Annotated in this window: 19 protein-coding genes and 1 pseudogene; 7 read left to right on the top strand and 13 right to left on the bottom strand. The window is 74.1% G+C overall.

The annotated features are described in order from the left end of the window. The first annotated feature begins 208 nt into the window (after nucleotides 1-208). From LGQ04_RS02030 to LGQ04_RS02020, 3 genes are all read left to right on the top strand, one after another. Nucleotides 209-1015 carry an ABC transporter ATP-binding protein gene (locus tag LGQ04_RS02030; RefSeq protein ID WP_229241799.1) on the top strand — a complete coding sequence of 269 codons (807 nt, stop codon included), beginning with the start codon at nucleotides 209-211 and terminating at the stop codon, nucleotides 1013-1015. A 128-nt stretch (nucleotides 1016-1143) separates the two neighbouring features. Further along, nucleotides 1144-1578, top strand: coding sequence for a YciI family protein (locus LGQ04_RS02025; RefSeq protein WP_229241798.1), 435 nt, complete (start codon nucleotides 1144-1146; stop codon nucleotides 1576-1578). 49 nt (nucleotides 1579-1627) lie between these two features. Next, on the top strand, nucleotides 1628-2980 hold the full coding sequence (locus LGQ04_RS02020) for an RNA polymerase sigma factor (protein WP_229241797.1): 1353 nt from the start codon (nucleotides 1628-1630) through the stop codon (nucleotides 2978-2980). A 280-nt stretch (nucleotides 2981-3260) separates the two neighbouring features. Here the strand turns inward: LGQ04_RS02020 and LGQ04_RS02015 are convergent, their stop codons facing one another. The 7 genes and pseudogenes from LGQ04_RS02015 to LGQ04_RS01985 all read right to left on the bottom strand — a co-directional run bounded on the left by LGQ04_RS02015 (nucleotide 3261) and on the right by LGQ04_RS01985 (nucleotide 11831). Beyond that, the gene (locus LGQ04_RS02015; RefSeq protein ID WP_229241796.1) at nucleotides 3261-4310 is read right to left on the bottom strand and encodes an aldo/keto reductase; all 1050 of its coding nucleotides are present in this window, start codon (nucleotides 4308-4310) and stop codon (nucleotides 3261-3263) included. Between the two features lie 99 nt (nucleotides 4311-4409). Continuing rightward, nucleotides 4410-5435, bottom strand: a complete 1026-nt coding sequence (locus LGQ04_RS02010) for a beta-ketoacyl-ACP synthase 3 (protein WP_229241795.1) — start codon at nucleotides 5433-5435, stop codon at nucleotides 4410-4412. Nucleotides 5436-5476: 41 nt separating this feature from the next. Then, complete coding sequence (locus LGQ04_RS02005; protein ID WP_229241794.1) at nucleotides 5477-7027, bottom strand: UxaA family hydrolase; 1551 nt, start codon at nucleotides 7025-7027, stop codon at nucleotides 5477-5479. Beyond that, nucleotides 7024-8424, bottom strand: coding sequence for a Gfo/Idh/MocA family protein (locus tag LGQ04_RS02000; protein WP_229241793.1), 1401 nt, complete (start codon nucleotides 8422-8424; stop codon nucleotides 7024-7026). Before LGQ04_RS02000 ends, LGQ04_RS02005 begins: the two co-directional genes overlap by 4 nt. A 356-nt stretch (nucleotides 8425-8780) precedes the next feature. Then, a pseudogene (locus LGQ04_RS01995) lies at nucleotides 8781-9884 on the bottom strand (ABC transporter substrate-binding protein); the annotation flags it as partial. A gap of 83 nt (nucleotides 9885-9967) precedes the next feature. Continuing rightward, nucleotides 9968-10897, bottom strand: a complete 930-nt coding sequence (locus tag LGQ04_RS01990) for a carbohydrate ABC transporter permease (RefSeq protein WP_229241791.1) — start codon at nucleotides 10895-10897, stop codon at nucleotides 9968-9970. Next, complete coding sequence (locus tag LGQ04_RS01985) at nucleotides 10890-11831, bottom strand: carbohydrate ABC transporter permease (RefSeq protein ID WP_229241790.1); 942 nt, start codon at nucleotides 11829-11831, stop codon at nucleotides 10890-10892. The genes LGQ04_RS01990 and LGQ04_RS01985 overlap by 8 nt, the downstream gene beginning before the upstream one ends. Before the next feature lie 221 nt (nucleotides 11832-12052). Here LGQ04_RS01985 and LGQ04_RS01980 point away from each other — a divergent pair, with 221 nt between their 5' ends. Further along, nucleotides 12053-14005, top strand: coding sequence for a DUF6807 family protein (locus tag LGQ04_RS01980; protein WP_229241789.1), 1953 nt, complete (start codon nucleotides 12053-12055; stop codon nucleotides 14003-14005). Further along, nucleotides 14002-15123, top strand: a complete 1122-nt coding sequence (locus tag LGQ04_RS01975) for a Gfo/Idh/MocA family protein (RefSeq protein WP_229241788.1) — start codon at nucleotides 14002-14004, stop codon at nucleotides 15121-15123. The genes LGQ04_RS01980 and LGQ04_RS01975 overlap by 4 nt, the downstream gene beginning before the upstream one ends. Here LGQ04_RS01975 and LGQ04_RS01970 read toward each other — a convergent pair. From LGQ04_RS01970 to LGQ04_RS01945, 6 genes are all read right to left on the bottom strand, one after another. Then, on the bottom strand, nucleotides 15092-16558 hold the full coding sequence (locus LGQ04_RS01970; RefSeq protein WP_229241787.1) for a rhamnulokinase: 1467 nt from the start codon (nucleotides 16556-16558) through the stop codon (nucleotides 15092-15094). The two genes, LGQ04_RS01975 and LGQ04_RS01970, sit on opposite strands and share 32 nt — an antisense overlap. Further along, nucleotides 16555-18663, bottom strand: coding sequence for a bifunctional aldolase/short-chain dehydrogenase (locus LGQ04_RS01965; protein ID WP_229241786.1), 2109 nt, complete (start codon nucleotides 18661-18663; stop codon nucleotides 16555-16557). The genes LGQ04_RS01970 and LGQ04_RS01965 overlap by 4 nt, the downstream gene beginning before the upstream one ends. Nucleotide 18664: 1 nt before the next feature. Then, complete coding sequence (gene rhaI / locus LGQ04_RS01960; protein ID WP_229241785.1) at nucleotides 18665-19843, bottom strand: L-rhamnose isomerase; 1179 nt, start codon at nucleotides 19841-19843, stop codon at nucleotides 18665-18667. 149 nt (nucleotides 19844-19992) lie between these two features. Beyond that, the gene (locus LGQ04_RS01955) at nucleotides 19993-20400 is read right to left on the bottom strand and encodes a TIGR03618 family F420-dependent PPOX class oxidoreductase (RefSeq protein WP_229241784.1); all 408 of its coding nucleotides are present in this window, start codon (nucleotides 20398-20400) and stop codon (nucleotides 19993-19995) included. Nucleotides 20401-20503: 103 nt separating this feature from the next. Next, nucleotides 20504-21172: a ThuA domain-containing protein gene (locus tag LGQ04_RS01950; protein ID WP_229241783.1), complete on the bottom strand. Its 669-nt coding sequence runs from the start codon at nucleotides 21170-21172 to the stop codon at nucleotides 20504-20506. 32 nt (nucleotides 21173-21204) lie between these two features. After that, nucleotides 21205-21564, bottom strand: a complete 360-nt coding sequence (locus LGQ04_RS01945; RefSeq protein WP_229241782.1) for an L-rhamnose mutarotase — start codon at nucleotides 21562-21564, stop codon at nucleotides 21205-21207. A gap of 150 nt (nucleotides 21565-21714) precedes the next feature. Between LGQ04_RS01945 and LGQ04_RS01940 the strand changes: the two genes are divergently transcribed. Continuing rightward, nucleotides 21715-22740, top strand: coding sequence for a LacI family DNA-binding transcriptional regulator (locus LGQ04_RS01940; protein ID WP_229241781.1), 1026 nt, complete (start codon nucleotides 21715-21717; stop codon nucleotides 22738-22740). Between the two features lie 153 nt (nucleotides 22741-22893). Continuing rightward, entirely contained in the window at nucleotides 22894-23607 is a 714-nt protein-coding gene (locus LGQ04_RS01935; protein ID WP_229241780.1) for a GntR family transcriptional regulator, read from the top strand. Nucleotides 23608-23620 lie beyond the last annotated feature (13 nt).

Genomic DNA, 23620 nt, shown 5'->3' with positions numbered 1-23620 from the left:
GCGGGAGCTCGTCGACGGACCACCTGGGCTCGAGGGTCCGGATCGAACGGGACACGATACCGCGCCGTGCGCCCCCGGCTCGACCACGCGGGCGGCACGGCGTGTGAGCGGGCGCACGGAACTCCGCGGTACCGTCGTTCGTCTCACGACAGGGACGGGCCGGGACGGGGCCGCCCTCCGCGACCTCCCCACGGACCCGAAGGTGATCATGAGCACGAGCCCGAGCAGCACCACGCCCGTCCTGCGCGCCACCGGCCTCGCCGCCGGGTACGCCGGACCGGACGTCGTCCACGACATCGACCTCGACGTCGTGCCCGGCACCGCCCCGGTGGGCATCGTGGGCGAGTCGGGCGCGGGCAAGTCCACGGTCGTGCGGGTGCTCGTCGGGCTGGTGCGCCCCACCCGCGGGCACGCGACGTTCGAGGGCCGGACGGTCACCAAGCTGTCGCGACGCGACAAGAAGACCTTCAAGGCCGAGGTCCGGCGCGTGTCGCAGGACGGCCTCTCCGGCATCGGCGTCGACCCCCGGTGGACGGTCGACCGCACGCTCTCGGCCGCGCTCACCGACGCGCGCAAGGCCGGACGCCCGAGCGGCCGGTCCGTCGCCGACCTCCTCGGCGACGTCACGCTCGAGCCGCGCTACGCGCCGCGGACCGTCCACTCGCTCTCGGGCGGCGAGAAGCAGCGGGTCGCGCTCGCCGTCGCGCTCGCCACCCGGCCCCGCGCGCTGCTCCTCGACGAGCCGCTCACCGCCGTCGACCCGGCCATGCGGGGCGACGTCGTGCGCCGCCTGCGGGAGGCGACCGACGCCCTCGGCGCCGCCGTGCTCCTCGTCTCCCACGACCTCGAGCTCGTCGAGCGGCTCTGCGCCACCACGCACGTGCTCGCCGACGGCACGTTCGTCGCCTCCGGGCCCCTGCGCGACCTCTTCGCCGGCACCGCCCCCGGCGCCGACCACCCCACGGTGCGGGCGCTCGCCGAGGCCGCGCCGCTCGCGGTGCAGCGCTTCCGCTGAGCACCGGCGAGGACCCGCGCGGAACTCGTCGCGCGGTCGTGTCGAAACCGGCCGTACCTCGTTCGACGTCCTGGTGAACCCGCCCCCTCGGCACTACGGTCGAGGGGCACTCACCGAGGAGGAACGTCATGCGAGTCATGGTCCTGATCACCGGTACCGGCGCGGACGAGGACAAGATCGCCCCGACCGAGGAGATGCTCGCCCGGATGGGCGCGTACAACGAGGAGCTCGTCAAGGCCGGCGCCATGCTCGACGGCCAGGGTCTCCAGCCCAGCGCGACCGGCGCGCGCGTCGTCTTCGAGGGCGGCGGCACGTCCGTCGTCGACGGGCCGTTCACCGAGTCCAAGGAGCTGCTCGCCGGGTACTGGGTCTGGCAGGTCTCCTCGCTGGAGGAGGCCGTCGAGTGGGCGCGGAAGTGCCCGTCCGACCCGAAGTACGGCACCACCCAGGTGCTCGAGATCCGGCCGGTCTTCGAGGTGGAGGACTTCGGTGCGGAGTACACGCCCGAGCAGCGCGAGAAGGACGAGCGCCTCGCCGAGCAGATCAAGGCGCAGCACGGCTGAGGGCGAGGGCGGAGGGGTCGGCCGGCCCGCGCGGGCGAGGAGCGCACGCATGGACGCGCGACGCACCGTCGAGGCCGTCTGGCGCATCGAGTCCCCGCGCCTCGTCGCCGGCCTCGCCCGCACCCTGCGCGACGTGGGTCTCGCCGAGGACGTCGCGCAGGAGGCGTTCGTCGCCGCGCTCGAGCAGTGGCCCGTGGACGGCGTGCCCGACAGCCCCGGCGCGTGGCTCACGACCGTCGCCCGACGTCGCGCCGTCGACCTGGTCCGCCGCGAGCGCACGCGCGACGAGAAGTACGCGCGGCTCGCGGCGGACCTCGCCGCGCCCGCCGCGCGGGGCGGCGCGGCGCGCGGGCACGACGGCGGTGCCGTCCTCGTGGGGAGCGTCCCCGCACCCGACCGGGTGGTCGAGGATCCCGTGGACGACGACCTGCTCGCCCTCGTCCTCGTCGCGTGCCACCCCGTGCTCCCGCGGGAGGCGCGCGTCGCGCTGACGCTGCGGCTCGTCGGCGGGCTGACGACCGACGAGATCGCCCGCGCGTTCCTCGTCCCGTCCGCGACGCTCGGGCAGCGCGTCTCGCGCGCCAAGCGCACGCTCGCCGAGGCGCGCGTGTCGTTCGAGGTGCCGCAGGCCGACGAGCTCGCCGCACGCCTCCCGGCCGTCCTCGAGGTCGTGTACGTCGTGTTCACCGAGGGGTACTCGGCGACGTCGGGCGACGCGTGGGTGCGTCGCGACCTCGCGGAGGACGCGATGCGTCTCGGCCGCGTCCTCGCCGGTCTGCTGCCTCGCGAGCCGGAGGTGCACGGCCTCGTCGCGCTCATGGAGCTGCAGGCGTCGCGCTTCGCGGCCCGCACGGGGCCCGACGGCGAGCCCGTCCTCCTGGAGGACCAGGACCGTTCGCGCTGGGACCGGCTGCTCGTCGGGCACGGCCTCGCCGCGCTCGACCGTGCGTTCGCGCTCGGCACGCGCAGCGGGCGCGTGCTCGGCCCGTACACGCTGCAGGCCGCGATCGCGGCGTGCCACGCGCGCGCCGCCACGTTCGCCGACACCGACTGGGAGGCGATCGTGTCGTTGTACGACGCGCTCGCGAGCGTCGCCCCGTCGCCCGTCGTCGAGCTCAACCGCGCCGTGGCCGTGCTCATGGCGGACGGCCCCGAGCCCGCCCTGGCCGTGCTCGACGCCGTGCACGACGACCCCCGGCTGGCGCGCCACCACCTCTACGGGGCGGTGCGCGGCGACGTGCTCACGCGCCTCGGTCGGCACGCCGAGGCCGCGGACGTGCTCGAGCGCGCCGCCGCCCTCGCCCCGACCCGCCACGAACGTCGGCTCCTCCTCGCCCGGGCCGCCACCGCCTCGTCGGCCGCTAACACCTCGCCGACGGGGAACCGTGGTCCCGCGACGTAGAACCGTGGTCCGCCGAGGTAGTAGCCAGGTGCGCCGGCAACGGCCCAGTCGCTGGTCGGTGGTGCCCGACGGCGCGCGGTCACCCAGGTGGGACGGCACCGGGAGGGGTGGGTGGGGCGCCGCGTCGTGGTGGGTCTGGCGGGAGCCGCGAGGAACGAGCGGCGGATGGAAGACGCGGCGCCCCACCCACCCCGACTCCCAGGGCGACCACGCGACGTCGGGCACGAGAACCCCGGTACTACCTCGCGCGACCTCGGTACTACCTCGGCAGACCCCGGTACTACCTCGCGAGGGCCTTCTCGATCGCGGCGGTCTCGTCGTCGGTGAGCGCGGGGGCGGAGAGCGCGGCGACGCTGTTCTCGAGCTGGCCGACGCTGCTCGCGCCGACGAGGGCGGAGGTGACGCGATCGTCGCGCAGCACCCACGCGAGGGCGAGCTGTGCGAGGGACTGCCCGCGGCCCTGCGCGATCTCGTTCAGGGCGCGCGCCGTCGCGAGGTAGTCCTCGTCGAGGTCGTCGCCGGACAGGAACGGCGAGTCGGGGCGTGCGGCCCGCGAGCCCTCGGGGGCGGACCCGGACAGGTAGCGGTCGGTGAGGAGGCCCTGCTGGAGCGGGGAGAAGACGATGGTGCCGACGCCCAGGTCGCCGACGACGTCGAGCAGCGACTCGGTCTGCGCGCCGTCGTACCGGTCCTCGTGCGCAGGGTCCTCGACGTGGCGGTTGAGCATCGAGTAGCTCGGCTGGTGGATGAGGAGGGGCGTGCCGAGGTCGGCGAGGATCGCGGCGGCCTCGCGGGTGCGCGCGGGCGAGTAGTTGGAGACGCCGACGTACAGGGCCTTGCCGGCCTGGACGGCGTCGTGCAGGGCCCTCATGGACTCCTCGAGCGGCGTGCTGGGGTCCGGGCGGTGGTGGTAGAAGACGTCGACGTAGTCGAGTCCCATGCGCTGCAGCGACTGGTCGAGCGACGACAGGAGGTACTTGCGCGACCCGCCGTCGCCGTACGGGCCCGGCCACATGTCGTAGCCGGCCTTGGACGAGATGACGAGCTCGTCGCGGTAGGCGCCGAGGTCGCGGGCGAGGTGGCGCCCGAAGTTCTCCTCGGCCGACCCGTAGGGCGGCCCGTAGTTGTTGGCGAGGTCGAAGTGCGTGATCCCGAGGTCGAACGCGCGGCGCAGCACGGCGCGCTGCGTCTCGAACGGGTTCACGTCGCCGAAGTTGTGCCACAGGCCGAGGGAGATCGCGGGCAGGTCGAGGCCGCTGCGCCCCGTCCGACGGTAGGTCATCGTGTCGTATCGGTCGTCGGCGGCGACGTAGCGCGGGGTGAGGGGCATGACCCCATTCTGCCGCGCGCCGACGTCACGCGCCGTCCGCCGGTGGTGGCCCCGCGGGGGCGCCCCCGCGCAGCCTCCGGCGGACGGCGGACGACGACCTCAGCGCGAGGGCGTCTCCACGACCTGCCCGGCCCAGGCGAAGCCGCCGCCGAAGCCGAACAGCAGCGCCGGGACGCCCGCGGGGATCTTCCCGGCGTGCCACCACTTCGACAGGCCGAGGGGGATGGAGGCGGCGGACGTGTTGCCGGACTCGACGATGTCGGCCACCACCACGCGGGACTCCATGCCGAGGGCCTTGGCGAGCGGTTCGATGATGCGCAGGTTGGCCTGGTGCGCGACGAGCACCTCGATGTCGTCGAGCGCGACGCCGGACCGTTCGACGACGCTGCGTGCCCGCTCGGCCGCGCGCGTGATGGCCCACTTGAAGACGGCGCGTCCGTCCTGCGCGAACCGGTCGGCGGGGGCCTCGATGAGCACGGCTGGCGTGAGGTCGGGCTCGGACCCCCAGGTCACGGGGCCGACGCCGGGGGTGTCGGTGGCCTGGAGCACGGCGGCGCCCGCGCCGTCGGCGGTGAGGATGCAGGTGCTGCGGTCGGTCCAGTCGGTGAAGGCGGTGAGCTTCTCGGCGCCGATGACGACGGCCGTGCGCGCGGACCCGGCGCGGATCGCCTGGTCGGCGAGGGCGAGGGAGTGCGCAAACCCGGAGCAGGCGACGTTGACGTCGAGCACGGCGGGCCCGACGACGCCGCGCAGGTCGAGCTCGGACGCCTCCTCGGGCGTGGACCGCCCGGGCATGACGCCGGTGCGCAGGTGGTAGGCGACGCGGCCGGCGGTGTTGGGCGAGCGGTCGACGGCGGTCGCGGTGGCGACGATCACGAGGTCGACGTCGGCGGCGGCGACGCCGGCGTCGTCGAGCGCGTGGCGGGCGGCCCCGACGGCCATGTCGGCGACGGTCGTGTCGTCGTCGGCGACGTGGCGGGTGACGATCCCGGTGCGCGAGCGGATCCACTCGTCGTTCGTCTCGACGAGGCGGGCGATGTCGTCGTTCGTGAGGGTCTTCTCGGGCTGGTGGTGACCGAGGCCGACGATGCGCGACCCGGCCGCGCCGGTGGCGGGAGTGAGCATGGGGACGATCATGTCACGCGGTCCCGGGCGTCCCGGACGGGTCAGGTGACGGTCCCGAGCTGCCAGGGCACGAACTCCTCGCCGCCGAGGTCGAGGTCCTCGCTCGCGGTCTGCTCGCCCGACGCGACGGCGAGGATGCGGTCGAAGATCTCGTCGGCGACCTGCTCGAGCGTCGCGGTGCCCTCGACGACGCGGCCGCAGTCGATGTCGACGTCGTCGCCCATGCGGGCGAACAGCTCGCTGTTCGTCCCGAGCTTGATCGACGGGGTGGGCTTGCACCCGAACACGGAGCCGCGACCGGTGGTGAAGCAGACGACGGTGGCGCCGCCCGCGACGAGGCCGGTGACGGAGACCGGGTCGTAGCCGGGGGTGTCCATGAACACGAACCCGGGGGTGGTCATGGGCTCGGCGTACTCGTGCACGGCGGCGAGGTCGGCCTGGCCGCCCTTCGCGACGGCGCCGAGCGACTTCTCGAGGATGGTGGTGAGGCCGCCGGCCTTGTTCCCGGGCGAGGGGTTGTTGTCGAGGCTGCCGCCGCCGGCGGCGGCGTACTCCCGCCACCAGGCGAGCCGGTCGAGGAGGCGCTGCCCGACCTCGGGCGTGACGGCGCGCCGGGTGAGCAGGTGCTCGGCGCCGAAGACCTCGGGGGTCTCGGCGAGCGCGGACGTGCCGCCGTAGGCGACGAGGCGGTCGGACGCGATCCCGAGGGCGGGGTTGGCGGTGATGCCGGAGTACCCGTCCGACCCGCCGCAGTTCAGCCCGAGGACGAGCTCGGACACGTCGCACTCGGTGCGCTCGAACCGGGCGTCGATCTCCTCGACCATCTCGCGGACGGCCTCGACGCCGGCGCGCACGGTGGCCCGGACCCCGCCGGTGTCCTGGATCGTCAGGGTGCGCACGACGGTGTCCGGCGAGAGCTCGGCGCCCGCGAGGACGGTGTCGACGGCGATCATCTCGCAGCCGAGGCCCAGCACGAGGACGCCGGTGACGTTGGGGTGCGCGGCGTACCCGCGCAGGGTGCGCAGCAGCACCTGGGCGCCCTCGCTCGTCGGGACGAGCCCGCACCCGGACTGGTGGGTGAGCGCGACGACGCCGTCGACGTCGTCGTACGCGTCCGTCGCGAACCCGCGGAACTGGTCGGCGATCATGCGCGCGGTGCTCGCCGAGCAGTTCACGGAGGTGAGGATCGCGACGTACGAGCGGGTACCGACGCGGCCGTCCGCGCGGCGGTAGCCGCGGAACGTGGGCCGGGGCCCGGGCGGCACGGTGAGGTCGGTGCGGACGGTCGCGAGCTCGTGCTCGCGCTCTCCCTCCTCGAACCCGAGGTTGTGGCCGTGGACGTGCTCGCCGGGCCGGACGTCGCGCGTGGCGACGCCGATGACCTGCCCGTACTTGCGCACCGGGTCGCCCGCGGCAACCGCCCGCAGGGCCATCTTGTGCCCGCGGGGCACGGCGTCGCGGGCGGTGACGGGCGCGCCGTCGTCGGGGGCGACGATCTCGCCGGGGACGAGGTCGCGCGTGGCGACCGCGACGTCGTCCTGCCCGCGCAGCACGAGCAGCGGGGCCCGGTGGGCCGTGGGGGCCGCCGTCACCGGGCGCCGCCCGTGGCGAGGACGTGGGGAGCGTCGAGGCCGAGGTCGGCGACCCGCACGGTGCGTCCGGTGGCGGCGGAGGCGTTCGCCGCGAGCCCGACGGCGGTGGCGGCGACGCCGTCGGACAGCCCGGCGGCCCGGCCGAGGGGGTCCTCCGCGACGCCGCGGAACAGGTCCCGCAGCATGACGGCGTCCCCGCCGCCGTGCGCGCCGCTGCCCGCCGGGATCTCGACCTCGCGGGCCGGCTCCCAGTGACGCTGGACGACGAGGCGGTCGCCGCGTCGTCGGACCGCGTCCGCGGTGGCGTCCTCGACGGCGGACGGGTCGACGACGGGCCGCACGCCGTCGCGCAGCTCGATCGCGGCGCGCTCCACGACCTCGAGCTCGGCGCGCCCGCGCGTGCCCGTGACGGACACCCGGTACCCCTCCCACGGCCCGTAGGCGGTGAGCGAGTACGACAGCATGGCCCCGCCCCGGTACCCGACGAGCACCGACATGGTGTCGTCGATGGTGACGCCGGGCGCGAAGGGGTCCTGGTCGCGGCGGTACCCGTCGTGCGTCTCCGCGTCGAGGTACAGGGCGGCGAGGCGCGGGTCGTCGGTGAGGTCGAGGAGGAACGGGTCGCCCGTGCTGCCCGACGGCGGCCCGTCCGGCCGGCCCGGGGTGCCGCGGACGGGGCGGTGGCCGGGGGGCGCGTGCTCGGCCCCGTAGAACCGGCGGCGCGCCTGCGCGCTCACCGACTCCGGCTCGTCGCCGACCCACCAGTTCACGAGGTCGAAGTGGTGGCTGGCCTTGTGGACGAGCAGCCCGCCGGAGCGTGCCGCGTCGCGGTGCCAGCGGCGGAAGTAGTCGGCGCCGTGCACGGTGTCGAGGACCCACTCCAGGTGGACGGCGGTGACCTCGCCGATCTCCCCCGAGGCGATGACCTCGCGCAGCGCGCTGTTCCGCGGCGAGTAGCGGTAGTTGAAGGTGAGGACGAGCTCGCGCCCGGTCTCCTCGACGGCGGCGGAGATCGCGCGGACCCCCGCGGCCGACGTCGTCATGGGCTTCTCCAGCACGACGTCCGCCCCCGCGCGCAGGGCCCGCACGACGAGGTCGGCGTGGTCCGCGTCGGGCGCCGTGACGACGACGCGGTCCACGGCGTGCTCGGCGATCGTGCGCTCGAGGTCGTCGGGCGTGGTCGCCGCGACGGCGCGGCCCTGCTCGACCCACCAGGCGGGCGCGCGCTCGGCGACGAGGTCGTCGTAGTACGCGACGCGCTGCGGGTTGGGCTCGCACCAGGCGACGACGCGGCCGACGTCGGCGTGCGGCCCGCACAGCGCCTCGACGTACATCTGGGCGCGGTGGCCGGTCCCGACGACGGCGTACCGCGTGCTGCGGTCACCTGCGGTTGTCATGCTCTGTCCTCTCGGTGGTCCTCGCCGTGCGGCCTCGCACGGGCCCGGTGCGGCGTCCGCGCGGGGGCGCGCGCGGACGCTGCGGCGGACCGGCGCCCCGCGGACGGGGCGCCGGTCCGGCTGGGTCAGCCGCCGATCGCGGCGGTGACCTCGCTCGTGTACTGCGTCGCGGCGTCGGCGGGGCTGAGGCGGCCGAAGATCAGCTCGGTGTTGATGCGCGTCGTGATCTCGGGGACCTCGGCGGCGCCCTCCGGCGGCACGGGCGGGCCGTCGACGATCTCGCTCTCCAGACCGGCGAGGAAGTCGGCGGACTGCTGGTCGGCCGGGTCGAGGTCGTCCTGGATGGCCTCGCGCACGTCCGTGTTCGACGGCAGACCGCGGTCGGCGAGGATCAGCGCGCCGGCCTCGGGGTCGTTGAGGAGGAAGTCGACGAACGCCGCGGCGGCCTCGGGGTGCTCGCTCGTCTTGGAGACCGAGTAGTACATGGCAGGCTTGAAGTACATGCCGGTGCGCTCGGCCTCCGACTCGCCCGGCACGCGCAGGAGCTGCAGCTCGCGGCCCGCCGCGCTGGAGATCGCGGGGAGCTGGTTGGACCACCAGAAGCCCATCGCGCCCTTGTTCGTGCCGAGCAGCGACTGCTCGGGGCCGCCCTCGGCGATCTCGACGCTGCGGGCCGGGTCGGGCTGGCCGCCGCCCTCGATGAGGTCCATGGTGATCTGGTTCCACTCGGCGAGCAGCGCGTCGTCGTACCCGACCCCGCCGTCCGGGGAGTAGAGCGACTGGCCGTGCTGGCGGGCGAAGATGTTGAAGCCCGCCTCGTTGCCGCCGAACTCCTGCACGCCGTACACGTCGTCGGGCGTGTTCGCGGAGATCTCGTTCGCGATCTCGACGAAGTCCTCCCACGTCCACGTGCTGTCGTCGGGCATGGGGACGCCGGCCTCCTCGAAGATCGCCGGGTCGGCGACGATCGAGTACGCGTTGACGCCCGTCGCGACGCCGTACAGGCCGTCCTGGGTGGTGCCCGACTCGAGGACCGACTCGTCGATCATGCTCGTGTCGACGCCGATCTCGTCGAGGTCGGCGAGGACGCCGCGCGCGGCGTAGTCGGCGAGGTACCGCTCCTCCTGGGTGATGACGTCGGGCGTGTCGCCGCCGGCGACGGTCGTCGCGAGCTTGTCCCAGTAGCCGCCCCAGTCGGTGAAGTCGGGGACCACCGTGATGTCGGGGTTCTTGTCCTCGAACAGGTCGATGACGGCCTGCGTCGTCTCGTGCCGCGTGTCCGACCCCCACCAGGAGAACCGGATCTCCACGGGACCGGAGTCGGCCGACGCGTCGTCGTCGCCCCCTCCGTCGCCGGCGGCTCCCCCGTCGCCGTTGCAGGCGGTCAGGGCCAGGGTCCCGGCCGCGAGCAGCGCGGCGACGCGCACCCCCCGGCGGAACTGTCGGGTCGAGCTCTTCATCGTGCGTCTCCTTCTATCGAACGTCGTCGTTCTTCGAACAGGGTGGTCGTGCGGGTGGTGCGGGTGGTGCGGGCGTCGGCGGGCTACTTGAGGCCCGTGGTGGCGATGCCCTTCACGAGGTACTTCTGGCCGAACAGGAAGATGAGGAACAGCGGCAGCAGCGAGATGATCGACATCGCGAACAGCGGTCCCCACGAGCTCTCGCCGGTGGAGTCGATGAACGTCCGCAGGGCGACGGGCACGGTGTACATGTCCGGCCGGGTGAGGAACACGAGCTGGCTGAAGAAGTCGTTCCACGTCCAGATGAACGTGAAGATCGCGGTCGTGGCGAGGGCCGGGACGGACAGCGGCAGCATGATGCGCAGGTAGATGCGCCCGTGCCCGCAGCCGTCGATGCGGGCCGCCTCGTCGAGCTCGGTGGGGATGCCGCGGAAGAACTGCACCATGAGGAAGATGAAGAAGGCGTCGGTCGCCAGCAGCTTCGGCACGATGAGCGGCAGGAACGTGTTGATCCACTGGAGCTCGGAGAACAGGATGTACTGCGGCACGATGATCACGTGGATCGGCAGCATGATCGACATGAGCATGACCGCGAACCACAGGTTGCGGCCCCGGAACTGCAGCCGGGCGAACGCGTAGGCCGCCATCGAGCAGGACACGAGGTTCCCCAGGAGCGAGCCGAGGACGATCATCGCGCTGTTGAACAGGTAGTGGTCGAACGGGTGCAGCAGCGCCGTCCACCCGTCGGTGTAGTTGCTGAGCGTCACCTCGCTGGGGATGAGGCCCGTCTCGCGGAAGATGAGGTCGTTCGGCTTGAACGAGCTCACGAGCATCCACAGCAGCGGGTAGAGCATCGTCAGCCCGAAGAGGATCAGCGCCGTGTGCTTGGCGATGGTCCGCAGGCGCGAGCGCCAGTAGACGGGCTTGCGCCGGGGCTGGGGGAAGGTGTCGGCCACCTCGGTGAGCGTGGGCTTGGTGGGGGGCGCGTCGTCGCGCACGAAGACCTCAGTCATTGTAGAAGACCCAGTACTTGGAGGCGAGGAAGTTGACGGCCGTCATGCCCGCGACGATGGCGAGCAGGAGCCAGGCCATGGCGGAGGCGTACCCCATGTCGAGGGCGCTGAAGCCCTTCTGGTAGAGGTACAGCGTGTAGACCATCGTCGAGTCCGCGGGGCCACCGGTGCCGCCGCTGATGATGTTGGCCTGGGTGAAGGTCTGGAACGCGTTGATGACCTGGAGCACGAGGTTGAAGAACACGATCGGCGTGAGCAGCGGCAGCGTGATGGAGCGGAACTGCCGCAGCTTGCTCGCCCCGTCGATCGACGCGGCCTCGTAGTACATCTGCGGGATCTGGCGCAGGCCGGCGAGGAAGATCACCATCGGCGCGCCGAAGGTCCACACGTTGAGGATGATCAGCGTGTCGAGCGCGTAGTCGGGGTGGGAGACCCAGCCCTGGCCCTCGATGCCGAAGATCGCGAGGAACTGGTTGACCAGCCCCTCGGCGCCGAACACCTGGCGCCACAGCAGCGCGACGGCGACGCTCCCGCCGAGGAGGGACGGCAGGTAGAACACGGAGCGGTAGAACGACAGGCCCCGCAGTCCCCGGTCGAGCAGCAGCGCGAGGCCGAGGGCCGCGGCGAGCTGGAGCGGGACGGACACGAGCACGTACCGGAAGGTCACCGCGAGCGAGTTGAGCAGGCGCGGGTCCTCGAACATGCGGGTGTAGTTGTCGAGCCCGATCCACTCCGGCGGCGCCAGGAGGCTGTAGTCGGTGAACGACAGGTAGGCGGAGGCCACCATCGGCCCGGCCGTGATGACCACGAGACCGACGAACCAGGGGGCGAGGAAGACCGCTGCGGCGCGCCCGTCGTGACGGTGCGCGGCGGAGCGTCGCTTGCCCGTGCGGCCCGTCCCGCGGACGCTGCGGAGCTCATCCACGACGGCCATGCGCCACCTCCTCGCACAGCTCGGCGCCGCGGCTTCGTCGCCGTTGCGTTCCCGCCATCGGGACACCTCCGGATCGTCGTCGATCGTGCGGTCCCCCACGGCGGGAAACCGGTTCCACGTGGGGAACGTAACACATGGGGAACCGGTTTCCAATGGTGTACGGTCACGAGTGAGACACGGAGCGGTCACAGACGACCGCACCTCAGGAACCAGGAGACGACATGCCGGACGCGAAGCAGCGCAGTGCCGTCACCATCGCCGACGTCGCGGCTGCGGCCGGGGTGTCCCGCGCGACGGTGTCGCGCGTGATGAACGGCCGCGCGACCGTCGACGAGGCGATCAGCCAGCGCGTCCGCGAGACCGCACAGGCGCTGCAGTACCGGCCGTCCAACGTCGCCCGCAGCCTCTCGCTCGGCCGCACGAACACCGTCGCGCTCGTCGTCCCCGACCTCGGGAACCCCCTGTTCCAGCAGGTCCTGCGAGGCGTCACGAGCGCCGCGGCGCCCGCGGGCTACCGCGTCCTCGTCGCCGACACCGCCGAGGACCCCAGCGAGGAGGCCGGCATCGCGCTGGAGGCACGCCTGCGCTGCGACGCGCTCGTCCTCGTCTCCCCCCGCATGCCCGACGCCGAGCTCGCCGCCCTCCTGCCGACCGCGTCGCCCGTCGTCCTCGTCAACCGCGCGCTCGACGACGCCCCGGGCGTCCCGTCGCTCGTCGTCGACTACGCGCGCGCGGCCGAGCAGGTCGTCGAGCACCTCGTCGCGCTCGGGCACCGCCGCATCGTCTACCTCGCCGGCCCGCCCGGGAGCGCGTCCGACGCCCTGCGCCGCGCGGGGCTGCGACGGGTGCTCGACCGCCGCCCCGACGTCGAGATCGTCGACCTGCCCGCCGGGCCCGACATCGCCTCCGGCCACGGCATCGTCGACGAGGTGCTCACCGCGCGCCCGACGGCGGTCGTCGCCTTCAACGACCTCGTCGCGTTCGGCCTGCTCGCCGGTCTCAACGAGGCGGGCGTCGCCGTCCCCAAGGACATGTCCGTCGCCGGGTTCGACGACATCGACCTCGCCCGCTTCGCCACCCCCTCCCTCACCACCGTCGCCGTGCCGCAGGCCGAGCTCGGCCGCCACGCCTGGAAGGAGCTGTCCGCGTTGATCGACGCCACCGGTACCCCCTCGCGCGCCACCCGGTTCGAGCCCCGCCTCGAGCCCCGCGCGAGCACGGGCCCCGTCCCGCGCCAGGTCGCGCAGGCCCGTGCCGTCCCGCGCCCGCAGGCCCCCGCGCCCGCGACCGCCCCCGGCGCCCCCGGCGCGGGTCGCGACGTGCGCTGGGCGCCCGACGGCGACGCCGTCGTCCTCCGGCACGGCGAGCTGCGCCTCGCCCGCTACCAGCAGGGCGACCGCATCCCCCCGGTGCACGCGCCGCGCGCGCACCTCCACCCCGTGCACACCCTCGCGGGCGTGCCGCTCACGGACGCCGGTCCGGTGGACCACCGCCACCACTACGGCGCGTCGATGGCCGTGCCCGACGTCAACGGGACGTCGTACTGGGGCGGGCGCACGTTCGTCGCGGAGGTCGGCCCCACCCTGCTGCCCAACCACGGCCGCCAGGTGAGCCACGCGCTCCTCGTCGACCCCGTCGAGCAGCACCTCCTGCACGACGCCGTGCGCTGGCACGACGAGCACGGCGTGCCGCAGCTCGAGGAGCAGCGCCGCCTCGACGCGCGCGTGCTCGACGACGAGACCTGGGTCCTCGACTGGACCTCGACCCTGCGCGCCGAGCGCGGCGCCCTCGTCATCGGCTCCCCGGCCACGAACGGTCGGCCCGGCGCCGGGTACGGCGGGTTCTTCTGGCGGCTGCCCGTGGCGTCCGCGACGCACGTCCTCAGCGTGGGCGGCCCGGGCGAGGCCGCCGCCCACGGCAGCTCCTCGCCGTGGGTCGCGTTCGTGCAGGACCACCCCACCCACGCCACGACGCTCGTGCTCGTCCAGCACGGGGTGCCGCGGCCCTGGTTCCTGCGCGCCGCGGAGTACCCGGGCGCGGGGCCCGCGCTCGCCTGGGACGCGCCGCTGACGATCGCGGCGGGCAGCTCGGTGGACACGGGCGCCGCCGCGGTGCTCGTCGACCGCGCCCTCGACCTGGACGAGGCGGCGGAGCTCGCCGGGCGCGTGCGATGAGCGCGACGCCGGTCGCCGTCGTCGGCGTGCACGGGCACGGGGCGTCGCACGTGCGGGCCGTGCAGGGTCTGGTCGAGCGCGGGGTCGCGCGGCTGTGCGCCGTGGTCGACCCGCGCCGGCCCGACGACGCGCCCGCGCCCTGGTTCCCGACGCTCGGCGACCTGCTCTCCGCGCCGGAGCCGGACGTGCGCCCCGAGGTCGTGGTGCTGTCGACGCCGATCCACACGCACCTGCCGCTCGCGCGCGCGGCGATGGAGGCCGGGCTGGACGTGCTGCTGGAGAAGCCGACCGCGGCGTCCCTCGCCGAGCACACGGCGATCGTCGAGGCGGCGGAGCGCACCGGCCGGCTCTGCCAGGTCGGCTTCCAGTCGTTCGGGTCGCACGCCGTCGACGCCGTGACCGAGCTCGTCGAGGACGGCGAGATCGGCGACGTGGTCGGGTACGGCGCCGTCGGCACGTGGGTCCGCACCGCGGGCTACTGGGGGCGAGCCGCGTGGGCGGGGCGGCGACGCCTCGACGGGCGCGACGTCGTGGACGGGGTCGTCACGAACCCCCTCGCCCACGCGGTCGCGACGATGCTGCGCGTGGGCGGTGCCCGCACCGCGCAGGACGTCGCGCACGTCGTCGTCGACCTGCACCGGGCCAACCCGATCGAGGCGGACGACACGTCGTCGCTGCGCGTCGTCACCGCGGACGGCACCCGGTTCGGCGCGGGGCTGACGCTCTGCGCGCCGCACCGCCCGCCCGCGCAGGTGCTCGTGCTCGGCACCGCGGGCGAGATCGTGCTCGAGTACGAGCACGACCGCGTGCTGCTGCGCACACCGCGCCTCCAGGTGGAGAAGAGCTACGACCGCACGAACCTCCTGGAGGACCTCCTCGCCGTCCGCCGCTCCCCCGGTCGCCGCCTCCTGAGCGACGTGCGCGACACGGGCGCGTTCATGCGGGTGCTGGAGGCCGTGCGCACCGCGGCGCCGCCGCGCGCGATCACGCAGGGCGTCACCTGGCTCGGCGAGGGCGACGAGCGCCACCCCGTCGTGGACGACGTCGCGCGCTGGTGCGAGGAGGCCGCGCGTACCGGTCGCACGTTCACCGAGCTCGGCGTGCCCTGGGCGCGCTGAACGTCGTGGGACGCGGCGCGTAGCGGGTCGGTGCGGTGGTCGCGCGGACGACGGCGCGCAGGTCCTTGAGCCCGCCGGTGACGAGACCGGCGGCGCGCGCCTGGACCAGCACGTTGCCGATCGCCGTCGCCTCGACGGGACCGGCGAGGACGGGGAGGCCCGCGCGGTCGGCCGTGGCCTGGCACAGGAGGGTGTTCTGCGCCCCGCCCCCGACCACGTGGATCGCCGAGACGGTCCGCCCGGCGAGCCGGGCGGCGTCGTGCACCGCGTCGGCGAACGCCTGGGCGAGGCTCTCCACGATGCTGCGGACGACCTCGCCGCGCGTGCCGGGGACCGGCCGGTCGTGCTCGCGGCACCAGTCCGCGATGCGCGCGGGGATGTCGCCCGGCGCGAGGAAGCGGGGGTCGTCGACGTCGAAGAGGGTCACCGGGGCGCGGACCGCCGCGGCCTCGCCGAGCAGCTCCTGGAGGGTGCTCGACCGCTGCGCGGCCGTCGCCGCCCGGTCCCACGTGCGGATCGACTCCGACAGCAGCCACAGGCCCATGACGTTGTGCAGGAAGCGCGTGCGCCCGTCGACGCCGCCCTCGTTGGTGAACCCGGCGAGGCGCGCCTGCTCGGCGACGACCGGGGCGTCGAGCTCGAGGCCGACGAGGCCCCACGTCCCGCACGAGACGAAGGCGACGTCGTCGCCGTCGGCCGGGACCGCGACGACGGCGGACGCCGTGTCGTGGGACCCCACCGCGACGAGCGGCACGTCCCGGCCGACGAGCGCCGCGACGTCGGGCGTGAGCCGACCGAGGTCCGCTCCCGGGTCGACGAGCGGGGGCAGGATCCGCTCCGGCAGACCGACGCGGCGGACGAGCTCGCGGTCCCACTCCCCCGTACGGGGGTCGAGCAGGCCCGTGGTCGACGCGTTCGTCCGCTCGGCGACCTCGGCGCCCGTGAGCCAGTGGGCGAGAAGGTCCGGGACGAGCAGGACGCGGTCCGCGACGTCGAGCAGCGGGCCCTCGGTCGCGAGCTGGAAGAGGGTGGTGAAGGGCAGGTGCTGCAGCCCGTTGCGGGCGTACAGCGCGGCCGGGTCGACCCGGGCGTGCACGCGCTCGACCCCGGCCGCCGTGCGGTCGTCCCGGTAGTGGTACGGCAGGCCGAGCAGGCGCCCGTCGCGCAGCAGGCCGTAGTCCACCGCCCACGAGTCGATCCCGACGCTCCCGATCGCGCCGGGGTCCTCCCGCTCGGCCGCCGCGAGCCCGTCGAGCACGCTCCGGTAGAGCCCGAGCAGGTCCCAGTGCAGCCCGTCGCGCGTGCGCACCGGCTCGTTGGGGAACCGCGCGACGTGCCGCAGGCGCAGGTCCGGCCCGTCGAGGTGGCCGACGATCACGCGGCCACTCGTCGCGCCGAGGTCGACCGCCGCGACGGCGCCGGACCGGCGCCTCATCGCAGGAACGCCGCGGCGACGCCCGAGTCCACGGGGACGTGCAGGCCGGTGGTCTGGGCGAGGTCCGGGCCCGTGAGCGCGAGCACCGCGGCGGCGACGTGCTCCGGGAGCACCTCGCGCTTGAGGAGCGTGCGCTGGGCGTAGAACGCGCCGAGGTCCTTCTCCTCGACGCCGTAGACGGCGGCGCGCTGCGCGCCCCACCCCGCGGCGAAGATGCCCGAGCCGCGCACGACCCCGTCGGGGTTCACCCCGTTGACGCGGATCTGGTGCTCGCCGAGTTCGGCCGCGAGGAGCCGCACCTGGTGCGCCTGGTCCGCCTTCGTCGCGGAGTAGGCGACGTTGTTCGGGCCCGCGAAGACGGCGTTCTTGGACGCGATGTAGACGATGTCGCCGCCCATGCCCTGCGCGATCATCGCGCGCGCGGCCTCGCGGGCGACGAGGAACGACCCCTTGGCCATGACGTCGTGCTGGAGGTCCCAGTCCGCCTCGGTGGTCTCGAGCAGCGGCTTGGAGATCGACAGGCCGGCGTTGTTCACGACGAGGTCGACCCCGCCGAACGCGAGCGCCGCGGCGTCGACCATGGCGGCGACGTCGCGCGCGGAGGTGACGTCGCCGCCGACGGCGACCGCGACGTCGGGCCCGCCGAGCGAGTCCGCGACCTCCCGCGCGCCGTCGAGGTTGCGGTCCGCGACGACGACGCACGCCCCCTCGGCCACGAGCCGCTCGGCGATCGCCTTGCCGATGCCCGACCCGCCGCCGGTGACGAGCGCGACGCGCGTCGCCAGCGTCCTCGGCTTCGGCATCCGCCGGAGCTTGGCCTCCTCGAGCGCCCAGTACTCGATGCGGAACTTCTCGGACTCCTCGATGGGCGCGTACGTGCTGATCGCCTCGGCGCCGCGCATGACGTTGATCGCGTTGACGTAGAACTCGCCCGCGACGCGCGCCGTCTGCTTGTTCCTGCCGAAGGAGAACATGCCCACGCCCGGGACGAGCACGACCGCCGGGTCGGCGCCGCGGATCGCGGGGCTGTCCGGCGTGGCGTGGCGGTCGTAGTACGCGCGGTACTCCTCGCGGTACGCGGCGTGCGCCTCGCGCAGCGCCGCGACGGTCTCCTCGACCGACGCGTCGGCGGGGACGTCGACGACGAGCGGGCTCACCTTGGTGCGCAGGAAGTGGTCGGGGCAGCTCGTGCCGAGCGCCGCGAGCGGGGCGAGCTTCTGGCGGGCCAGGAAGTCGAGCACGACGTCGGAGTCGGTGAGGTGCCCGACCTGCGGGGCATCGGTCGACGCCAGGCCGCGGATCGTCGGCGCGAGCGCGGCGGCCTTGGCGCGGCGCTCGGCCTCCGGCAGGGCCTCGTAGCCCGGCCGCACGGCGCCGAACGGGTGCTCCCCGCGCTCGGCGAGCTCCGCCGTCCGGCGCGCGACGAACTCCTCCGCCGTGCGGACGATGCGCAGCGAGCGCTCCTCGGCCTCGGCCGACGTGTCACCCCACGCGGTGATGCCGTGCCCGCCGAGGACGCAGCCGATCGCCTGCGGGTTGGCCTCCTTGATCGCGGCGATGTCCAGACCCAGCTGGAAGCCGGGACGGCGCCACGGCACCCACACGACCTCGTCGCCGAACACCTCGCGCGTCAGCGCCTCGCCGTCGACGGCCGTGGCGAGCGCGATGCCGGCGTCAGGGTGCAGGTGGTCGACGTGCGCGGCGTCGACCAGGCCGTGCATGGCCGTGTCGATCGACGGCGCGGCGCCGCCCGTGCCGTGCAGGCAGTAGTCGAACGCCGCGACCATCTCGTCCTCGCGCTCGACGCCCGGGTACACGCCGGTCAGCGCGCGCAGGCGGTCGAGGCGCAGCACCGCGAGGTTCTTCTCGGTGAGCGTGCCGAGGTCGCCGCCCGAGCCCTTGACCCACAGGAGCTCGACGTCCTCGCCCGTCACCGGGTCCGTCGCCGTGCCCTTCGCGGACGTGTTGCCGCCCGCGTAGTTCGTCACGCGCGGGTCCGCGCCGAGGCGGTTGGACCGTGCGACGAGGTCGGCGACGGCCTCGGTGGCGTGCTGCCGCCCGCCACCCGCGGCGGGCCGGCTCGCGCCGGTGGTGGTGCTGGTCATCTCAGGCTCCCCATCCGGCCTGGGCGCCACCCACGCGCTCGGCCACGATCGTCTCGGTGTAGCCCGACGCCGCGAACGCGGCCATCGGGTCGGGCGCGAGGCCCTGGGCGACGCGCAGGTCCGCGAGGAGCGGGCGCACGTCGGTGCTGTAGGCGTCCATGAGCACGCCGTGCGCGGCGAGCACGTCCCCCGCGACCTGGGCGGCGTCGAGCGCGTCCGTGTCGACGAGCAGGGCCTTCGCGGTCGCCTCCTGGACGTTCATCACGGACCGGATCTGGCCGGGGATCTTCGCCTCGACGTTGTGGCACTGGTCGAGCATGAAGTTCACGCCGGAGTCCGGGGCGAGCGCCCCGGCCTGGACGATCTCGTGCATGATCCGGAAGAGCTGGAACGGGTCGGCGGCACCGGCCATGAGGTCGTCGTCGGCGTAGAAGCGCGAGTTGAAGTCGAACGCGCCGAGCCGCCCCTGGCGCAGGAGCTGCATAACGATGAACTCGATGTTCGTGCCGGGCGCGTGGTGGCCCGTGTCGAGCACGACGAGCGCGCGCTCGCCCAGGGCGAGGCAGTGCAGCAGCGAGGTGCCCCAGTCCGGGACGTCGGTGGCGTAGAACGCGGGCTCGAAGAACTTGTACTCGAGGACGAGTCGGTTCTGGGGGTGCGCGGCGGTGAGGGCCGCGTAGATCTCGGCGAGCGAGTCGGCGAGCCGGTCCTGGCGGGCGCGCAGCGCGTCCTGCCCGGGGTAGTTGATGCCGTCCGGGAGCCACAGCTTGAGGTCGCGCGAGCCGGTCGCCGCCATGACGTCGAGGCACTGCAGGTGGTGGTCGACGGCCTTCTTGCGGACGACCGGGTCGGCGTGCGTGAGCGAGCCCAGCTTGTAGTCGTCGTCCTGGAACAGGTTCGAGTTGATCGTGCCGATCTGCACGCCATGCTCGGCCGCGTGCCGCGCGAGGTCCGCGTAGTCGTCGACGAGGTCCCACGGGATGTGGAGCGAGACGCGCGGCGCGACCCCGGTGTGCCGGTGGACCTGCGCGGCGTCCGCGATCTTCTCGTACGGGTCGCGCGGCACGCCCGGCTGGGCGAACACCTTGAAGCGCGTGCCCGAGTTGCCGAACGCCCACGAGGGCAGCTCGATCGTCTGCTGCGCCAGTGCGGCGCGCGCCGCCTCGGTGCGGTCGGTCATGCTCGTCCTCCTCCGCGCGGCGTCGCGCGTCCTCGACCCGGGACGGCTCCCGGGGCAGTCCTGCTCGGCGTGAATGAATCGTTTCATTCACGTGGCCGTGACGGTACGCGGAACGGTCGGGAGCGGTCAAGCCGCCGTCGCGGCCCGGGTCAGGCGTCCCGGGTCTCGCCCCACCCGTGCCAGCGCTCGACCTCGATCCGGGCGCTCACGCGCGGCGCGGTCCGGTTCGGGTACGGACGGCCCGTGTAGTGCGTGGAGATCCGGTCGATGTCCGCGAGACCCTCGTCGTCGCGCAGCTCGACGACGCGCCCGATCAGCGTCACGTGCGTGTACCAGTCCTCCGCGAGCACCGTGAGGGACGTGCGCGGGTCGCCCCGCAGGTGACCGAGGCGCACCCGCGTCCCGTCGAGGTTCACCAGGACGTGGCCGTCGTCCTCCCACAGGTACCAGGTCGCGGCGGTGACGGGGGTGCCGTCCGCGCGCAGCGTCGCCATGACGGCGGCGTTGGGCAGGCGCAGGAGCTCGACGGCGCGGGGCGGCAGCGGGGGTCGGGACACGACGGTTCCTCTCACGACGGGACGAGCGGACCCCACGACCGTAGGACACCTCGACGGACCGCACGATCGGCGGACCCGATCGGCGGCCGGGTCGGCGAACCCGTCACCGCCCGAGCAACCAGCCGACCTCGCGCCGCAGGAGCTCGCACCGCGACGGCGAGGCGTACGACCCGACGTCGTGGCCGAGCCCGTCGTAGACCGCACGCGCACCCCCGCTGACCCACGCCACGGGCTGGTCCGCGTCGTCGTGGCGCGCCGTGAGCAGCACCCGCGACCCCGGTGCGACGACGAGGTCGCGGTACCGCTCGTCGTCGGCCACCACGTCGCCGAGGCCGCGCACGACGTCGTGGTCCCCCGCCGGGGAGAACCGTGCGACGTCCTGCGGCGGGTGCCACGACGTCCCGGGGACCCAGCGGCCGCCGAGGAGCGTCGCCCAGTGCGGGCTGTCCGCGAACGTGTTCGCCGCCTGGTGCAGCCCGAGCAGGGCGACGCCCGCGGCCGCGGCGTCGCGGACGGCGTCGTGCGCGGGCGCCCAGTCGGCGTCGTCGCCGTCAAAGGTCGCGTCCGTCCGGCCGCGGCCGGCGTTGACGACGACGAGGTCGAACGCGCGAAGGTCCGCGAACGCGTCGCGGAACGTCCCGCGGACGTGCACGTCGAGGCCCTGGTCCGCGAGGAGCCCCGCGACGACGTGGGACGTCGCGGCGTGGTCGTGCCACGGGTCCGCGTAACGCCCGCGACCGGCGAGCACGAGGACGCGCGGGTGCGTCGGCATGGGCCCGACCGTAGCAGCGGCGGCGGGACGCGTCAGGCCGTCGGGAGACCCGCTCGTGCGAGCTGGCCCTCCAGGTGGAACACCTCGTCGAGCAGCGTGAAGCCCTCGTCCGGGTTCCCGTCCGCGACGAAGAAGTCGCCCATCGCCGCCTGCCAGCGCGCGTTGACCTCCGTGCGGGCCATCGCGTCCTGCGCGGCAGCGTAGTCGTCGGTCTCGAGGAACCCGACGAGCAGCCCGTCGGGACGCAGGAACAGGTGGTAGTCGCGCCAGCCGGAGTCGCGCAGCGCCTCGAGCATCTCGGGCCACACGGCGGCGTGGACCTCGCGGTACTCCGCGAGACGTTCGGGACGCACCTGCGACGTGAAGCACACGCGGGCGGGACGGTGGGGCATCGACGACCTCCGGTGCGGCGCCCGGCACGACGCCATGATGAATCGGTTCATCACTCTAGCCGAGACGGTCCTGGGGGCGTCCCTGCGCCCGCGGTGCGCGAGGATGTCCCTCGGGCGAGCGGCGCCCACGGACCACGGGACGGAGGACCCATGACCACGGGGAGCACGCGCCGTCGGGCGTCGGTGAACGACGTCGCGCGGCACGCCCGGGTGTCGGTCGGCACGGTGTCGAACGTGCTCAACCGGCCCGAGCGCGTCTCCCCGGCGACGCGCGAGCGCGTGCTCGCCGCGATCGCCGAGCTCGCGTTCGTCCCCAACGGGTCGGCGCGCCAGCTGCGGGCGGGCACGATCACCACGGTCGGCGCGGTCCTGCTCGACATCGCCAACCCCTTCTTCACCGACGTCGCGCGCGGCATCGAGGACCGGCTCGCACGCGACGACTACACGCTCATGGTCGCGAGCTCCGAGGAGGACGCCGAGCGCGAGTCGCGCTACCTGCGGCTGTTCGAGGAGCACGGGGTCCAGGGCGTCCTCGTCGTGCCCGCGACGGACCGGGTCGACCACCTGCTCGCACTCCGGGAGCGCGGCGTCGGCGTCGTCCTCCTCGACCGGCCCGCCCCGACGCCCGACCTGTCCTCCGTCGCGGTCGACGACCGCCTCGGCGGCGCGCTCGCGGCGCGGCACCTGCTCGCCGAGGGCCGCACGCGCCTCGCGTTCCTCAACGGCCCCCACACGATCCGGCAGTGCGCGGACCGTCTGCGCGGCGTCGAGCAGGCGCTCGCCGACGCCGGGCTCGACCCTGCGGACCACCTCGAGGAGATCACCCTCGACGCGCTCAACGCCGACGGCGGGGAGGCCGCGACGCGCACGCTGCTGGCGCGCGACGACCGGCCCACGGCACTGTTCTGCGTGAACGACCTCGTCGCGCTCGGGGTGCTGCGCACCCTGCGCCGCGAGGGCGTCGCCGTACCGGACGAGGTCTGCGTCGTCGGGTACGACGACGTCGCGTTCGCCGCCGAGCTCGCCACTCCCCTCACGTCGGTCCGTCAGCCGACGCACCGGCTCGGCGAGACCGCTGCCGACCTGCTCCTGCGCGGGCGCGACGCCGCCCCCGAGCAGGTGGTCTTCCGCCCGGAGCTCGTCGTGCGGGCGTCGAGCACGCGACGCACGCGCTGACATCGCGGAACACCGCGCCGTCGGGCCCGCGCGGTCCACGGACCGGGACGCGGGCCGCGTGTCACGAGAACTTCACCGGGGGCGCCCGGAAGTCACCGCGGGGAAACGCTGCGCAACACCCCGGAAACGGTGGATACAGAACGCTGTCCAACTATGGATACAACGACGCCGGCGGAGCTCGAGACGCCTGGTGAGCCGCGGCGCAAGGCCCGGGTGCGGGTCTACGAGGACCTCCGGGACGAGCTGCTCTCCCAGGCCGTCTCGCCGTTCCTCCGCTACACGGAGGAGAGCGTCGCGCGGCGGTTCGACGTCTCCCGGACGCCCGCGCGGGACGCCCTGGCACGCCTGGAGGCCGACGGCCTGCTGGTCAAGCGCGACGGCGGGCTCTACCGGTACACGCCGACGCTGACCGAGTTCACGGAGCTGTACGAGCTGCGGGTCCTCCTGGAGTCCCACGGCATCGAACGGGCCATCGAGGACCCCACGGTCCGGCACGACACCCGGCGCATCGAGGCGGAGCTCGGGCTCTGGCAGGAGCGTGCCGGTGCGGGTCTCACGCCGGACGCCGGGTTCGTCGTCGCCGACGAGCAGTTCCACACGGTGCTGCTGGCCTCCGCGGGCAACGTCGAGCTCGTCCAGGCGCTCGACCGCGTCAACCGGCGGATCCGGCCGATGCGCATGCACGACTACCTCACCCAGGACCGCGTGGACGCCACGATCACCGAGCACATGGAGATCGCCGAGCTCGTCCTCGCGGGCCGCCTGCGCCAGGCGCGCGACGTCCTCAAGAAGCACGTGGGCCAGTCGCAGTCGATCGTCCAGGCCCGCGCCGCGCACGCCATGCACCTGACCCAGCTCGCCCCTTGATCGCAGAGGAGAT

Origin of the sequence: Cellulosimicrobium marinum, assembly GCF_020551945.1 — a bacterium.
Classification (GTDB): Bacteria; Actinomycetota; Actinomycetes; order Actinomycetales; family Cellulomonadaceae; genus Cellulosimicrobium; species Cellulosimicrobium marinum.
This window is presented reverse-complemented; position numbering and strand designations above follow the sequence as displayed.

Bases quoted from the DNA above. Each gene is read 5' to 3' on its own strand.
- LGQ04_RS02030 (WP_229241799.1), top strand. From the start codon at position 209: ATGAGCACGAGCCCGAGCAGCACCACGCCCGTCCTGCGCGCCACCGGC.
- LGQ04_RS02025 (WP_229241798.1), top strand. From the start codon at position 1,144: ATGCGAGTCATGGTCCTGATCACCGGTACCGGCGCGGACGAGGACAAG.
- LGQ04_RS02020 (WP_229241797.1), top strand. From the start codon at position 1,628: ATGGACGCGCGACGCACCGTCGAGGCCGTCTGGCGCATCGAGTCCCCG.
- LGQ04_RS02015 (WP_229241796.1), bottom strand. From the start codon at position 4,310: ATGCCCCTCACCCCGCGCTACGTCGCCGCCGACGACCGATACGACACG.
- LGQ04_RS02010 (WP_229241795.1), bottom strand. From the start codon at position 5,435: ATGCTCACTCCCGCCACCGGCGCGGCCGGGTCGCGCATCGTCGGCCTC.
- LGQ04_RS02000 (WP_229241793.1), bottom strand. From the start codon at position 8,424: ATGACAACCGCAGGTGACCGCAGCACGCGGTACGCCGTCGTCGGGACC.
- LGQ04_RS01990 (WP_229241791.1), bottom strand. From the start codon at position 10,897: ATGACTGAGGTCTTCGTGCGCGACGACGCGCCCCCCACCAAGCCCACG.
- LGQ04_RS01985 (WP_229241790.1), bottom strand. From the start codon at position 11,831: ATGGCCGTCGTGGATGAGCTCCGCAGCGTCCGCGGGACGGGCCGCACG.
- LGQ04_RS01980 (WP_229241789.1), top strand. From the start codon at position 12,053: ATGCCGGACGCGAAGCAGCGCAGTGCCGTCACCATCGCCGACGTCGCG.
- LGQ04_RS01975 (WP_229241788.1), top strand. From the start codon at position 14,002: ATGAGCGCGACGCCGGTCGCCGTCGTCGGCGTGCACGGGCACGGGGCG.
- LGQ04_RS01970 (WP_229241787.1), bottom strand. From the start codon at position 16,558: ATGAGGCGCCGGTCCGGCGCCGTCGCGGCGGTCGACCTCGGCGCGACG.
- LGQ04_RS01965 (WP_229241786.1), bottom strand. From the start codon at position 18,663: ATGACCAGCACCACCACCGGCGCGAGCCGGCCCGCCGCGGGTGGCGGG.
- rhaI (WP_229241785.1), bottom strand. From the start codon at position 19,843: ATGACCGACCGCACCGAGGCGGCGCGCGCCGCACTGGCGCAGCAGACG.
- LGQ04_RS01950 (WP_229241783.1), bottom strand. From the start codon at position 21,172: ATGCCGACGCACCCGCGCGTCCTCGTGCTCGCCGGTCGCGGGCGTTAC.
- LGQ04_RS01945 (WP_229241782.1), bottom strand. From the start codon at position 21,564: ATGCCCCACCGTCCCGCCCGCGTGTGCTTCACGTCGCAGGTGCGTCCC.
- LGQ04_RS01940 (WP_229241781.1), top strand. From the start codon at position 21,715: ATGACCACGGGGAGCACGCGCCGTCGGGCGTCGGTGAACGACGTCGCG.
- LGQ04_RS01935 (WP_229241780.1), top strand. From the start codon at position 22,894: ATGGATACAACGACGCCGGCGGAGCTCGAGACGCCTGGTGAGCCGCGG.